Genomic DNA, 12,910 nt, shown 5'->3' with positions numbered 1-12,910 from the left:
GTGGGAGCGGGCTTGCTCGCGAAGACGTCATCCATCACGCCACAAAACCATCAGGCAGCAGCAAACCGCTTATCCAGATAATCAATGATCACCTTGGATTCATACATCCAGGTGGTCTGGCCATTCTCTTCGATGCGCAGGCACGGCACCTTGATCTTGCCACCTTGCTCCAGCAGAGCCTGGCGATCCTGTTCGTTGTTCTTGGCATCGCGCAATGCCACCGGAACGTTCAGGCGGCGCAGGGTGCGGCGGGTTTTCACGCAGAACGGGCAGGCGTGGAACTGATACAGGGTCAGGTCCTTGGCGGCTGTTTCGACCTGAGCCTGAGCAGCGGCGGGGCGCTGCTTCTTGCTTGGACGAGTAATGAAATCAATGAAGATGATCAGTTGGCCGAGGCCGACACGAAGCGCTTTTACTAACACGGTACAAGCCTCACAGGAGCAAGCAGAAGGCGCGCAGCTTACCTGATTTTTCATGGGCGAAAAAAAACCGGCGATCAGTGCCGGTTTTCTTCGTGCTGCGAGTTACTTGATCAGGCTGAGAAACTCGCTGCGGGTGGCCGCGTTTTCGCGGAACTCGCCGAGCATCACCGAGGTGATCATCGTCGAATTCTGTTTCTCCACACCGCGCATCATCATGCACATGTGCTTGGCCTCGATCACCACCGCAACGCCGATGGCGCCGGTGACTTGCTGGACCGCATCGGCGATCTGGCGGCTGAGGTTTTCCTGGATCTGCAGGCGACGGGCGTACATATCAACGATGCGCGCGACTTTCGACAGCCCCAGGACCTTGCCGCTCGGGATGTAGGCAACGTGCGCCTTACCGATGAACGGCAGCATGTGGTGCTCGCACAACGAGTAGAGCTCGATGTCCTTGACTAGCACCATCTCGCTGTTGTCGGAGCTGAACAAGGCACCGTTGGTGACCTCTTCCAGTGTCTGTTCATAACCGCGGCAGAGGTACTGCATGGCTTTGGCGGCACGTTTTGGCGTGTCGAGCAGGCCCTCGCGGGAGGCGTCCTCGCCCAATTGGCCGAGAATCTCGGTGTAATTCTGTTCCAGGGACATGAAACTACCTGTGGGATTTTACGCAAAGGGCAAGGGTACGGTGACGGACACGGCGCTGCAAGCGTGAAGCGACGGCATCACTCGTCGCGACCTTCCATCATGGTGCGTTTGAGCATCACATAAACCGCTCCGGCGCCGCCGTGTTTCGGCTGGCACGAGGTGAAGCCGAGCACCTGTGAATGCTGGCGCAGCCACGTGTTGACGTGGCTCTTGATCATCGGCCGCTTGCCGTCCAGGCGAACCGCTTTGCCGTGGGTGACACGTACGCAGCGGATTTCGAATTTTGTCGCTTCTGCCAGAAAGGCCCACAGGGTTTCACGGGCCTTTTCCACATTCATGCCATGCAGGTCGAGGCTGCCTTCAAACGGAATCTGTCCGATCTTGAGCTTGCGCATCTGGCTTTCCTGGACACCGTCACGGGCCCACATCAGCTCATCTTCGGGGCCGACATCAATGACGAACTGATCGGACAGCCCGTCAACGGTGGTGGTATCGGTGCGCACAGTGGCGGCCTGGCGCAGCTTGGCGATTTGCGCGCGGTCTGCCTTGGGTTTGCCGGTTTCGGCGCGATCGTGCTTGATCGGCTTGACGCCTTGGATCGCGTTTTTGAACAGGGAAAAATCGTCGTCTTGCATGTCAGCCTCCGCGAAGGGCGGCCAGTTTACCCAAGTCGGGACGAATCGGGCGCGACAAAACGTCCGGCGTTGGGCTCAGTCGTGTTTTTTCATCAGATGCGGTGCCATATTCAGCTCTTGCGACTGGCGCGAGCGGCGACGGCAGCGTCGCCATAGCCACACGCCGATGTACAGCACGAACAGGCCCACGCCCAGAATGATCGCCGAGCCCAGCGGGCTGGCATTCAACTCGCCCAGCGCCGGTGGCCGGCCCAGCAGGCTGGCCGCGCCGGCCATCGCCAGCAACACACCGCACGTCGCCAGCAAGGCAGCGAACGCTGCGCCGAAGCGAAAACGCCAGTTGCTTTGGCCTTTGGGCCGCAAGCGGCGTGCATCAAAACCATCGGATAACTTCATTCCGACCTTCCTCAATGGGTATCGGCCCTTCGACCGGGAGTTGACCGGGATGTTCCTGAGGCTAGGGCAATTACAGCAAATGAGAGGCTTTTGCGGATGAGCGGCGGCATGGACCGCTCATCGACGGTCGATCAGATCAGTTCGTGCGTCAGGGCGAGGGTGGCGAAGTTGTCCGCCATGATCGCCATTTCGGTGTGTTGCACATGCTCGGCAGTGAGTACGCCACCCTTGTAAGGCAGGTCGCGAGTCGCGCAGGCGTCTTCAACCAATGTGCAACGAAAACCCAGGTTCTTCGCGGCGCGCACAGTCGTGCTGACGCTGGAATGGCTCATGAAGCCGCAGACGATAAGGTCCAGCGAGCCGAGATTCTGCAGGCGCTCCAGCAATTCGGTGCCGTGAAACGCACTCGGCAGCAATTTGCCGATGATGGTTTCGTCGCCCTGTGGTTCGAGCCCCGGGATGAACTCGCCGCGCTCGCCTTGCGGGTCGAACAGCCCACCAACGGTGCCGAGGTGGCGCACGTGTACGATCGGCCGACCGGCTGCACGGGCAGCGGCCACCAGTTGCTTGATGTTCGCGACGGCAGCATCCATGCCGCTCAGTGCCAAGGGGCCGCTGAGGTATTCTTTCTGGGCATCGATGATGACAAGGGTCGCATGACCCAGATTGGCCGCTGCGTAACCACGGCCGCTGAGTTGAAACATCGTTTTTGGAACGGACATTCTGGGGCTCCTTCGGGTGGGGCTTTTGCGACATTGTCCTCTGGCTGAGCGCTTCTGTGAATCGCTACCATCGTAGGCACCGCCGTTGTTGGGTCGCAGCCTTGTCAAGATACTCGTTCTGTTCAATAGCTTGCTGAAAAAATAGAAGAGTCCTACATCTGATCCGGTGTTTTTCCTGCGTCGTCGTGGCGTCTTTTGGCTGTTAGAATCGTCAGTCGTTTTTTCTGGAGTTTGCCCCGTGATCACTTCCCGACTTCGTACCCTGCGTGACCATATCCGTTGGGCCGTCAGCCGCTTCCATGGGGAGGATCTGTTTTTCGGCCATGGGACCGACAACGCCTGGGACGAAGCCCGTCAACTGGTGTTGGGTGCGCTGCACTTGCCGTGGGAAATCGCCGACAGCTATCTGGACTGCCGTCTGGAAGATGATGAACTGGTCAATCTGCAACGCTTGCTCAAGCGCCGCATCGAAGAGCGCATTCCGACCGCTTACCTGCTGGGCGAAGCCTGGTTCTGTGGCATGTCGTTCATTGTCGACGAGCGCGTGCTGATCCCGCGTTCGCCCATTGGCGAGCTGATCGAAAAGCGTTTCGAACCGTGGCTCGGCGCCGAACCTGCGCGCATTCTCGACCTGTGCACCGGTTCCGGCTGCATCGGCATTGCCTGTGCTTACGAGTTCCAGAATGCCGAAGTGGTACTGGCCGATCTGTCGTTCGAAGCGCTGGAAGTGGCGAACCAGAATATCGAGCGTCACGGTGTCGATGAGCGGGTGTTCACCGTTCAGGGCGATGGTTTCGATGGCTTGCCGGGTCAACGTTTCGACCTGATCGTGTCGAACCCGCCTTACGTCGATGCGGAAGATTTCGCCGACATGCCGGATGAGTATCAGCACGAACCGGAACTGGGCCTGGCCTGTGGCGACGACGGTTTGAACCTCGTGCGCCGCATGCTCGCAGAAGCGGCGGATCATCTGACCGAGAAGGGGTTGCTGATTGTCGAGGTGGGTAACAGCCAGGTTCACGTCGAAGCGCTGTACCCGGAAGTCGACTTCGCCTGGCTTGAGTTCGAGCGCGGTGGGCATGGGGTGTTCATGCTGACAGCGGAGCAATGCCGCGATCATCAGGCGTTGTTTGCTTCTCGCGTCTGACCTTAGAAAGCCTTCGCGGGCAAGCCACGCTCCCACAGGTTTTGTATGTGCCGCATCATTTGGACACGACACAAAACCTGTGGGGGCGAGGCTTGCCCGCGATGGCCGCGCCGGGGTCTCAAGCCTTCAACGGTGCGTAGCAATCCAGATCAACAACCCCGCCTGAAAAACCGCAAACGCCACCAGACAGGTAATGGTAAAACGCAGCCCGGCGTCTTCGCGCTTGTACTTGCTGACTTTTTCTTCGTGCTTCTTCAGTTTGACTTCCTGTTCCGCCAGGTTCTGCTCGGCTTGCTGGAGCATCTGCGCGGCTTCGAGGATTTCTACCTGCTGTAGCTTTTCGCTGTTCCAGTCGCCGAGCAAATCACCGACCGACACCTCTTTAACGCTGCCCTTCAAATGCTGGGCGTCGGCGTAGACCAGGTCAAAACCGTGCACCCGCAGAAAGTGATCGCGGCGCAGGCGAGTGTCTTCGTTCAGCGCATCCTTGTTGTTCAGGTCAGTGCCGTCGACGGTGTAGGCGGGCCATCTCTTCTTCGCCCAGGTAATGCCCTGAGCGGCCATATAGCGCCCGATACCGCGGTTCATCGGCTCGATCTGCAAACCGCTTTCCGGCCCGAAATGCACGCGTTTGGTCGTGTGATTGACCCACACGTCCAGATGATTCTGTTCTTTGCGCACCCGCTGGCCCGGCAGCTTGATGGTCATGCGCAGCAGGCTGTGTTCCTTGCTATTGCGCTCGGCGTAACCGAATTCGACAAAGCGCAACGGCCGTCCGCCAGTGTTGCGGTCGGTTTGCAGCGGCGCCAGGCGGAGCATTTTGTGGTGCTCGACGTGGACGTCCGCCCACGGCAGCTCGACCGCTGGCAGTGCGTCTTTTTCAGCGGTGGTGTCGGGTGAAGTCTGGGTATCAGTCATAACGGCGAGATCCTGTCCAAGCCCTGCTTGCCGCCAGCCAGTGCGCTGGCGACAAAGGCTTATCGGCCGTTTTTTTCAGGACTGGAGGGTAGGGGCCGTTCTCAACTCGTTTTCCCGCGGCGTGAAAACGAGTTGAGAACGTCCACTGACAGCGCTTAACGGGTGCGAAGTCCGTCAATAAACCCGAGGATTCGCGCGCCGAGTTCGGATGCCAGTGGTAATTGCGGATCCTTATAGGAGGCCAATTGCCGCTTCACATCGTTGGGCACGATGCGCATCACGTGGTTCATGCCTTCGATCAGCGCCAGCTCGGCGTCCGGTTTGGCCGCCTTGAGCGCCTGGGCATCACCGACGCCGACCTGAATGTCGTTGCTGCCCTGGATGATCAGCGCCGGCATTTTCAATTTGGCGAAGGCCGCCGCCGGGTCTTGGCGGAACAACGAAATCAGATATGGCTGCACGCTGGGGCGGAAAATCACCTGCAATTGCGGGGGCACGTTGTCGTCGGTGCGGCCGGCCTTGAGGCTGTCGAGCAGTTCATTACTGCGCAACATCAAGGGAGGCGGCAGGCGATTGCTTAGCTGCTGGCGCAGTACCTGATCGATCGGCCGGGCGCTGCCGGACATGGAAATCACCGCCGCGGCATCGACGTTTGGCGCCGCCAGGCTGGCGATCAACGCACCTTCGCTGTGGCCCAGCAAAATCAGTTTGCCAAAGCGTGGATCGGCTTTGAGCTTGTGGCCCCAGGCTTCGGCGTCGGCCACATAGGCCTCCACCGACAGATTACGTTCGTCTGGAGTCGCAGCCAGGCTCGCCGCCACGCCGCGCTTGTCGTAGCGCACACTGGCGATGTTGTGTTTGGCCAGCACCCAGGCCAGCCGTTTGAGGCTGTCGTTGCGCCCGCCGTCGGGGTTGTTTCCGTCACGATCCGTAGGACCGGAGCCGGAAATGATCAGTACAACCGGTACAGGCGTGTCGGACTTGGGCAGCAACAGCGAGCCGAAAAGCTCGCCGCTGCCCGTGTCCAATGTGATCGGGCGTTGCAGGACAGTGGCCTGTGCAAAGCCGGTAAACAAGGTAAGGCTCAAGGCTAGAACTCGCAGCATCATCACGCCATCATCAACAAGGTGCCGGTTGGACTCGCAGGCACCCATAAGGTTCGAGGATGAACTAGTCGGGTAGCCTGCGTATACTGGCGCGCATTACGTATTTTAGTTTCGATTTCACGGAGCGTCCCGCATGTCCGGCAATACCTACGGCAAGCTGTTCACTGTCACCACCGCGGGCGAAAGCCATGGTCCGGCGTTGGTCGCCATTGTCGATGGCTGCCCGCCGGGCCTGGAGATTTCCCTTGAGGATCTGCAGCGCGACCTGGACCGCCGCAAGCCCGGCACCAGCCGCCACACCACCCAGCGCCAGGAAGCCGACGAAGTCGAAATCCTCAGCGGCGTGTTCGAAGGCCGCACCACCGGTTGCGCCATCGGCCTGTTGATCCGCAACACCGACCAGAAGTCCAAGGACTACTCGGCGATCAAGGATCTGTTCCGCCCGGCCCACGCCGACTACACCTACCACCACAAATACGGCGAGCGCGATTACCGCGGCGGCGGTCGCAGTTCGGCCCGTGAAACCGCCATGCGCGTGGCGGCGGGGGCGATTGCGAAAAAGTACCTGGCCACCCAGGGCATCGTCATTCGTGGCTACATGAGCCAGCTCGGCCCGATCGAAATTCCGTTCAAGACCTGGGATTCGGTGGAAGAAAACGCTTTCTTCAGCCCCGACCCGGACAAAGTGCCGGAGCTGGAAGCCTATATGGACCAGTTGCGTCGCGACCAGGATTCGGTCGGCGCGAAGATCACCGTGGTTGCCGAAGGCGTGATGCCTGGCCTCGGTGAGCCGATCTTCGACCGTCTCGACGCAGAACTGGCCCATGCGCTGATGAGCATCAACGCGGTCAAAGGTGTGGAAATCGGTGCCGGGTTTGCCAGCATCGCCCAGCGTGGCACCGAACACCGTGATGAAATGACCCCGGAAGGTTTCCTCAGCAACAACGCCGGCGGCATTCTCGGTGGCATCTCGTCCGGTCAGCCGATCGTTGCGCATCTGGCGCTCAAGCCAACCTCGAGCATCACCACGCCGGGCCGTTCCATTGACATCCATGGTAACCCGGTTGAGGTCGTCACCAAGGGCCGTCACGACCCGTGCGTCGGCATCCGCGCCACACCGATTGCCGAAGCGATGATGGCCATCGTGTTGATGGATCACTTGCTGCGTCACCGCGGGCAGAACCTCAATGTGCGCGTGAGCACTCCGGTGCTGGGTCAGCTTTAATGGCTGACCTTATGGCCGCCGGGGTCTGACGACCATGGCGGCGCTTCCGTACTGGCGGCTTTCCAGTTTCTATCTGTTCTATTTCGCCTTGCTCGGTTCGACAGCGCCATTCCTGGCGCTGTACTTCGATCACCTGGGCTTTTCCAGTGCGCGCATCGGCGAACTGGTGGCGATCCCGATGCTGATGCGCTGCGTGGCGCCGAATATCTGGGGCTGGCTCGGTGACTACACCGGGCGACGGCTGGCCATCGTGCGGTTCGGCGCGGTCTGTACGCTGCTGACCTTCTCACTGATTTTCGTCAGCAAAAGCTACGCCTGGCTGGCGATGGTCATGGCCTTGCACGCGTTCTTCTGGCACGCGGTATTGCCTCAGTTCGAAGTCATCACCCTGGCGCACTTGAACGGCCAGACATCTCGCTACAGTCAGATTCGCCTGTGGGGTTCCATCGGTTTCATCATCACCGTGGTCGCCCTCGGACGGATGTTCGAATGGCTCAGCCTGGACATCTATCCGGTGGCGTTGGTGCTGATCATGGCCGGGATCGTCGTCAGCAGTTTATGGGTGCCTAACGCGCAACCGATTCAGAGTGAACGGTTGGCGGGGGAGGGATTCCTCCAGCAATTGCGCAACCCCGGGGTATTGGCGTTCTACGGTTGCGTGGCGCTGATGCAGATGAGTCACGGGCCGTATTACACCTTTCTGACCCTGCACCTTGAGCGACTCGGGTACAGTCGCGGGCTGATCGGCATGCTCTGGGCAGTCGGCGTGGTTGCCGAAGTCTTGATGTTTGTGGCCATGAGCAAAATCCTTACGCGTTTCTCGGTGCGCCGAGTGCTGCTGGCGAGTTTCCTGCTGGCGGCGTTGCGTTGGTTGTTGCTCGGTTCGTTTGCCGAGTTTCTCTGGGTGCTGCTGTTTGCCCAAGTGCTGCACGCCGCAACCTTCGGCAGCTTTCACGCGGCTGCCATCCAGTTCGTGCAACGTAGCTTCGGCGCGCGTCAGCAAGGACAGGGCCAAGCGTTGTATGCCGCGCTGGCCGGCACTGGCGGTGCACTGGGCGCGCTGTACTCCGGCTATAGCTGGAATGCCCTCGGCGCCACATTGACCTTTAGTATTGCCAGCCTCGCAGCCTTCGCCGCTGCCGTTATCATTGCAACACGTATGCAAGAGGACAGGCCATGAGCCTTACCCGTGAACACCTCGCCCAGGAAATCATCGACGCCGGGCGATTTCTGTATGGGCGTGGCTGGTCGCCGGCCACCAGCAGTAATTACTCGACCCGCCTGTCGCCGACCGAAGCCTTGCTGACGGTGTCTGGCAAGCACAAAGGCCAGTTGAGCCTGGATGATGTGCTGGCCACCAACCTGTCGGGCAATAGCCTGGAGCCGGGCAAAAAACCGTCCGCCGAAACCCTGCTGCATACTCAGCTCTACCGCTGGCGCCCGGAGATTGGCGCGGTGCTGCACACCCATTCGGTGCATGCCACGGTGCTGTCGCGCCTGACGCCGGAAGACTTCATCGAGTTCGAAGACTACGAACTGCAAAAGGCCTTCAGCGGCGTCTCGACCCACGAATCCCGGGTGCGCGTGCCGATTTTCGACAATGATCAGGACATTGCACGGCTGGCCGCCAAGGTGCAGCCTTGGCTTGATGCCCACCCCGATTGCGTCGGCTACCTGATCCGCGGCCATGGCCTCTACACGTGGGGCGCACGCATGAGCGACGCGCTGCGGCAGATCGAGGCCTTTGAATTTTTGTTCGAGTGCGAGTTGAAGACGCGCTCGCTCTCGAACCATAAAGCATGAACCGTTAAGGAGTTGCCCAGATGAGCAGCCTGTCCGTTTATCACGTCTCCAGCCCTGAAATACCGAACAAAGTCCTGACCCACCTCGAGGACATTGCCTCGACCCTGGCCGAGCAGGGCGTGCGCTTCGACCGTTGGCAAGCCACGGCGAAAATCCAGCCCGGCGCCAGCCATGAAGAAGTGATCGCCGCGTATCAGGAGCAAATCGACAAGCTGATGACCGAGCGCGGTTACATCACTGTCGACGTGATCAGCCTGAACAGCGATCACCCGCAAAAAGCCGAGTTGCGCGCCAAGTTCCTCGATGAACACCGCCATGCTGAAGACGAAGTACGATTTTTCGTCGCCGGCCGTGGCTTGTTCAGCCTGCACATCGGCGATTACGTCTACGCCGTGCTCTGCGAGAAAAACGACTTGATCTCGGTGCCGGCCGGCACAAAGCACTGGTTCGACATGGGCGAGCACCCGCATTTTGTCGCAATCCGACTGTTCAACAACCCCGAAGGCTGGGTGGCCAGTTTCACCGGCGATGACATCGCCAGCCGCTTCCCGCGTCTCGAGGACTGAGTCGATGCCGATCAAAGCGATTCTCACCGACATCGAAGGCACCACCAGTGCGGTGAGTTTTGTGTTCGACGTGCTGTTTCCCTACGCGGCCAAACACCTACCGGATTTCGTTCGCGAAAACGCCGAACGCGCCGACGTTGCCGAGCAGCTCGCCGCTGTTCGGCGTGACAGCGGTGAGCCGCAAGCCGACGTCGAACGGGTCATCGAAATCCTGCTGGGGTGGATCGCCGAAGACCGCAAGGCCACGCCACTCAAGGCGTTGCAAGGCATGGTCTGGGAGCAGGGTTATCAGGTCGGGCAGTTGAAAGGCCACGTGTACCCGGATGCCGTTGAAGCGCTCAAGCGCTGGCATCAGGAAGGCTATCAACTGTTTGTGTATTCTTCGGGCTCGATTCAGGCGCAAAAACTGATCTTCGGTTGCTCGGACGCGGGGGATTTGTCGCCACTGTTCAGCGGCCATTTCGACACCACCTCAGGGCCCAAGCGCGAAGCGCAGTCCTACGAGCGCATTACCCAGGCAATTGGCGTCGAGGCTTCGCAGATTCTGTTTCTGTCCGACATCGTTCAAGAGCTGGATGCCGCGCAGACGGCCGGGATGGCAACCTGTGGCTTGGCCCGTGAGGGTGGAGAACTGGCAGGGCATGTGACCGTCGACAGCTTTGCGCGGATAAATCCTTCCACTTTTTAAAGATCAACGCACATAACATGTGGGAGCGAGCAGGCTCGCTCCCACATGGATTACGCTCCAGAAAACAAAACAGGCCGTGAAGCGAAAGCTCTCACGGCCTGTTTGTTTGTAGCGTTGTAGCGTTTAAACCGAGTGATAGGTCGGCAAGGCGAACCGTTGCTGGCTTTGCAGCATGGAGATCTGCGGCAGTTCGCTGGCCTGTTCGGCGACGTCACGACGTATCGCGCTAATCACCCATGACAGCTGATCGCCGGCATGCAATTGCTGGTAGGAAATCGAACGTTTGAAGACTTTGCCGTCCGTACTGCGAAGGGTCAGCAGAATGCCGCCGTCAGGCCGTGGCTGGGTGGTCACTTCGAAGTTGGAGAACAGCGACGAAAATTTTTCCTGGATCAGGCTCATGTCTATCAGCTCCGTGAGTGCTTTGAAGGGCAACATGGAGAGGTAGTTGCAGTGATTGTGCCAGCGCCCTATTTTTTAAAAATTCATATAAATCAATAAGTTAATAAAATTGTGTTTTTGTGCTTTCGTGCAATCTGCATGAATGGTCATCGTGCATCCTGCATTTTGCGTGGTCGGCATCGATTCGATGGAACCAATCACAACGCCAGGGTTCCGCTTTTCGATCTTCGGTCTGAACGCTTCAGTCGCGGATACAAAACATTTCAAAAACTGCGTGTACAGCGCAAGAACCGCTGACGTATTTTCGGCCTCAATCAACGCCACCCGACAATAAGAAGATCGAACGGGAGCACCATGAGCCGCACGCTGAACGACACGATTACCTGGGGCATGATGCTCCGCAAGCTGCCTTCCATTGCCAAAGCCATTCCCCGCGTGGTGAAGGGCATGAAAGCCGCCAACGTCAAGGACCCGACCCAACCGTGCGGCCTTGGCTGGAGCTTCGAGCAGGCGACATTGCGTAATCCCAATGGTCCGGCCTTGCTGCAGGGCGAGGTAGCGCTCACTTATGCACAGGTCAATCAGTGGGCCAATCGCATCGCCTATCATTTGATAGCCCAAGGCATCGGCAAGGGCGATGTGGTGGCGATCTTTATCGAAAATCGTCCGGAACTATTGGTGACGATATTGGCGGTGGCCAAGGTCGGCGCGATCAGCGCCTTGCTCAATACCTCCCAGACCCGCGATACCCTGGCCCATAGCCTGAACCTGGGGGCGCCGGTGGCGATCGTGGTCGGAGAAGAGCTGGTTCCGGCCTTCAATGCGGTCCGCGAGCGGGTGTCCATCGACGCGGCGCGCACCTGGTTTGTCGCCGATCAAGACACTTATCGCGACCCGGGCAATTCGCCCGATGGCTTCATCAACCTGATGAGGGTCAGCACCGAAGCGTGCAGCGATAACCCCGTCAGCAGTCAGCAGGTTTTTCTCGACGATCCTTGTTTCTACATTTACACCTCGGGCACCACCGGGTTGCCCAAGGCGGGGGTGTTCAAGCATGGCCGCTGGATGCGCAGTTCCGCCAGCTTCGGGCTGATTGCCCTGGATATGCAGCCGCAGGACGTCGTCTATTGCACCTTGCCGCTGTACCACGCCACCGGGCTCTGCGTGTGCTGGGGCTCGGCAATCAGCGGGGCGTCGGGGTTTGCCATCCGCCGCAAGTTCAGCGCCAGCCAGTTCTGGAGCGACGTGCGCAAATACCGGGCGACCACCCTCGGTTATGTCGGCGAATTGTGCCGCTACCTGGTGGATCAACCGCGCAGCGTCGATGACAGTCGGCACAGCGTGACGAAGATGATCGGCAATGGTCTGCGCCCCGGCGCGTGGAGCGAGTTCAAGACGCGTTTTGCCGTTGACCATATCTGCGAGCTGTACGCCGCCAGCGACGGCAATATCGGCTTCACCAATATCCTCAACTTCGACAACACCATCGGTTTTTCCCTGATGTCCTGGGAACTGGTGGCGTACGACCACGACAGCGGTGCACCCACCCGTGATGCCAAGGGCTTCATGCGCAAAGTGGCCAAGGGCGAGCAGGGTTTGCTGCTGGCGAGGATCGACGACAAGGCGCCGCTGGACGGCTACACCGATCCGCAGAAGACCGCCAAAGTCGTGCTCCACGACGTGTTCAAGAAGGGCGACCGTTACTTCAATACCGGTGACTTGCTGCGCAACATCGGGTTTGGCCACGCCCAGTTTGTCGATCGTTTGGGCGACACCTACCGCTGGAAGGGCGAAAACGTCTCGACCACCGAGGTCGAGAACATCCTCCTGCAACACCCGCAGATCGCCGAAGCCGTGGCTTATGGCGTAGAAATCCACAACACCAACGGACGTGCCGGGATGGCTGCAATCACGCCGGCTGAATCCCTGGCGACCCTGGATTTCAGCGAGTTGCTGGCTTTCGCCAGGCAGCAAATGCCTGCCTATGCGGTGCCACTTTTCCTACGGGTGAAAGTGAAAATGGAAACCACCGGGACCTTCAAATACCAGAAAACCCGACTCAAGGACGAAGCCTTCGACCCGAACAAAACCGGCGATGACCCGATCTACGCCTGGTTGCCGGGCACCCAGACTTATGTGCAAGTCACCGAGCAGGTGCTGGCGGATATTCACTGTGGCAGGTACCGCTATTGAATGTGGCTCTTATTAAATGTGGCTATGGCTTTCCATGAG

15 protein-coding genes are annotated in these 12,910 nt (G+C 59.3%); 7 read left to right on the top strand and 8 right to left on the bottom strand.

The features are described from left to right. Window positions 1–50 precede the first annotated feature (50 nt). From KVG95_RS22535 to KVG95_RS22515, 5 genes are all read right to left on the bottom strand, one after another. Entirely contained in the window at window positions 51–422 is a 372-nt protein-coding gene (locus KVG95_RS22535; protein ID WP_217858021.1) for a glutathione S-transferase N-terminal domain-containing protein, read from the bottom strand. Window positions 423–524: 102 nt separating this feature from the next. Further along, window positions 525–1,070 (bottom strand): GTP cyclohydrolase I FolE, encoded by a 546-nt coding sequence (gene folE / locus KVG95_RS22530; RefSeq protein WP_217858020.1) that lies wholly within the window; start codon window positions 1,068–1,070, stop codon window positions 525–527. 77 nt (window positions 1,071–1,147) lie between these two features. Then, window positions 1,148–1,705 (bottom strand): Smr/MutS family protein, encoded by a 558-nt coding sequence (locus KVG95_RS22525; protein ID WP_217858019.1) that lies wholly within the window; start codon window positions 1,703–1,705, stop codon window positions 1,148–1,150. A gap of 75 nt (window positions 1,706–1,780) precedes the next feature. Continuing rightward, on the bottom strand, window positions 1,781–2,101 hold the full coding sequence (locus tag KVG95_RS22520) for a hypothetical protein (RefSeq protein WP_052963687.1): 321 nt from the start codon (window positions 2,099–2,101) through the stop codon (window positions 1,781–1,783). Between the two features lie 131 nt (window positions 2,102–2,232). Beyond that, window positions 2,233–2,823 (bottom strand): cysteine hydrolase family protein, encoded by a 591-nt coding sequence (locus tag KVG95_RS22515; RefSeq protein ID WP_217858018.1) that lies wholly within the window; start codon window positions 2,821–2,823, stop codon window positions 2,233–2,235. Window positions 2,824–3,061: 238 nt separating this feature from the next. Between KVG95_RS22515 and prmB the strand changes: the two genes are divergently transcribed. Next, window positions 3,062–3,970 (top strand): 50S ribosomal protein L3 N(5)-glutamine methyltransferase, encoded by a 909-nt coding sequence (prmB, locus tag KVG95_RS22510; RefSeq protein WP_052963689.1) that lies wholly within the window; start codon window positions 3,062–3,064, stop codon window positions 3,968–3,970. 126 nt (window positions 3,971–4,096) lie between these two features. Here the strand turns inward: prmB and KVG95_RS22505 are convergent, their stop codons facing one another. Continuing rightward, window positions 4,097–4,888 (bottom strand): hypothetical protein, encoded by a 792-nt coding sequence (locus tag KVG95_RS22505; protein WP_217858017.1) that lies wholly within the window; start codon window positions 4,886–4,888, stop codon window positions 4,097–4,099. A 155-nt stretch (window positions 4,889–5,043) separates the two neighbouring features. After that, window positions 5,044–6,042, bottom strand: coding sequence for an alpha/beta hydrolase (locus tag KVG95_RS22500; protein WP_217858016.1), 999 nt, complete (start codon window positions 6,040–6,042; stop codon window positions 5,044–5,046). 85 nt (window positions 6,043–6,127) lie between these two features. On the opposite strand from KVG95_RS22500, the gene aroC reads away from it, so the two are divergent. The 5 genes from aroC to mtnC are packed head-to-tail and all read left to right on the top strand — an operon-like array spanning window position 6,128 to window position 10,276. Beyond that, the gene (gene aroC, locus KVG95_RS22495; RefSeq protein ID WP_052963693.1) at window positions 6,128–7,219 is read left to right on the top strand and encodes a chorismate synthase; all 1,092 of its coding nucleotides are present in this window, start codon (window positions 6,128–6,130) and stop codon (window positions 7,217–7,219) included. Between the two features lie 34 nt (window positions 7,220–7,253). Then, the gene (locus KVG95_RS22490) at window positions 7,254–8,399 is read left to right on the top strand and encodes an MFS transporter (protein WP_217858015.1); all 1,146 of its coding nucleotides are present in this window, start codon (window positions 7,254–7,256) and stop codon (window positions 8,397–8,399) included. After that, window positions 8,396–9,022 carry a methylthioribulose 1-phosphate dehydratase gene (locus tag KVG95_RS22485; RefSeq protein WP_217858014.1) on the top strand — a complete coding sequence of 209 codons (627 nt, stop codon included), beginning with the start codon at window positions 8,396–8,398 and terminating at the stop codon, window positions 9,020–9,022. Before KVG95_RS22490 ends, KVG95_RS22485 begins: the two co-directional genes overlap by 4 nt. 20 nt (window positions 9,023–9,042) lie before the next feature. Then, window positions 9,043–9,588, top strand: coding sequence for a 1,2-dihydroxy-3-keto-5-methylthiopentene dioxygenase (locus KVG95_RS22480; protein WP_217858013.1), 546 nt, complete (start codon window positions 9,043–9,045; stop codon window positions 9,586–9,588). A gap of 4 nt (window positions 9,589–9,592) precedes the next feature. Then, entirely contained in the window at window positions 9,593–10,276 is a 684-nt protein-coding gene (mtnC, locus tag KVG95_RS22475; RefSeq protein WP_217858012.1) for an acireductone synthase, read from the top strand. Window positions 10,277–10,399: 123 nt separating this feature from the next. Here mtnC and KVG95_RS22470 read toward each other — a convergent pair whose 3' ends face one another. Further along, window positions 10,400–10,678: a DUF3509 domain-containing protein gene (locus tag KVG95_RS22470; protein ID WP_007898807.1), complete on the bottom strand. Its 279-nt coding sequence runs from the start codon at window positions 10,676–10,678 to the stop codon at window positions 10,400–10,402. Window positions 10,679–11,032: 354 nt separating this feature from the next. On the opposite strand from KVG95_RS22470, the gene KVG95_RS22465 reads away from it, so the two are divergent. Further along, window positions 11,033–12,871 (top strand): long-chain-acyl-CoA synthetase, encoded by a 1,839-nt coding sequence (locus tag KVG95_RS22465; protein WP_217858011.1) that lies wholly within the window; start codon window positions 11,033–11,035, stop codon window positions 12,869–12,871. Window positions 12,872–12,910: the final 39 nt, after the last annotated feature.

It is taken from the genome of Pseudomonas farris, assembly GCF_019145235.1.
Taxonomy (GTDB): domain Bacteria; phylum Pseudomonadota; class Gammaproteobacteria; order Pseudomonadales; family Pseudomonadaceae; genus Aquipseudomonas; species Aquipseudomonas farris.
Note: the sequence above shows the minus strand (reverse complement) of the source record. Positions and strands in the feature narration are given on the sequence as shown.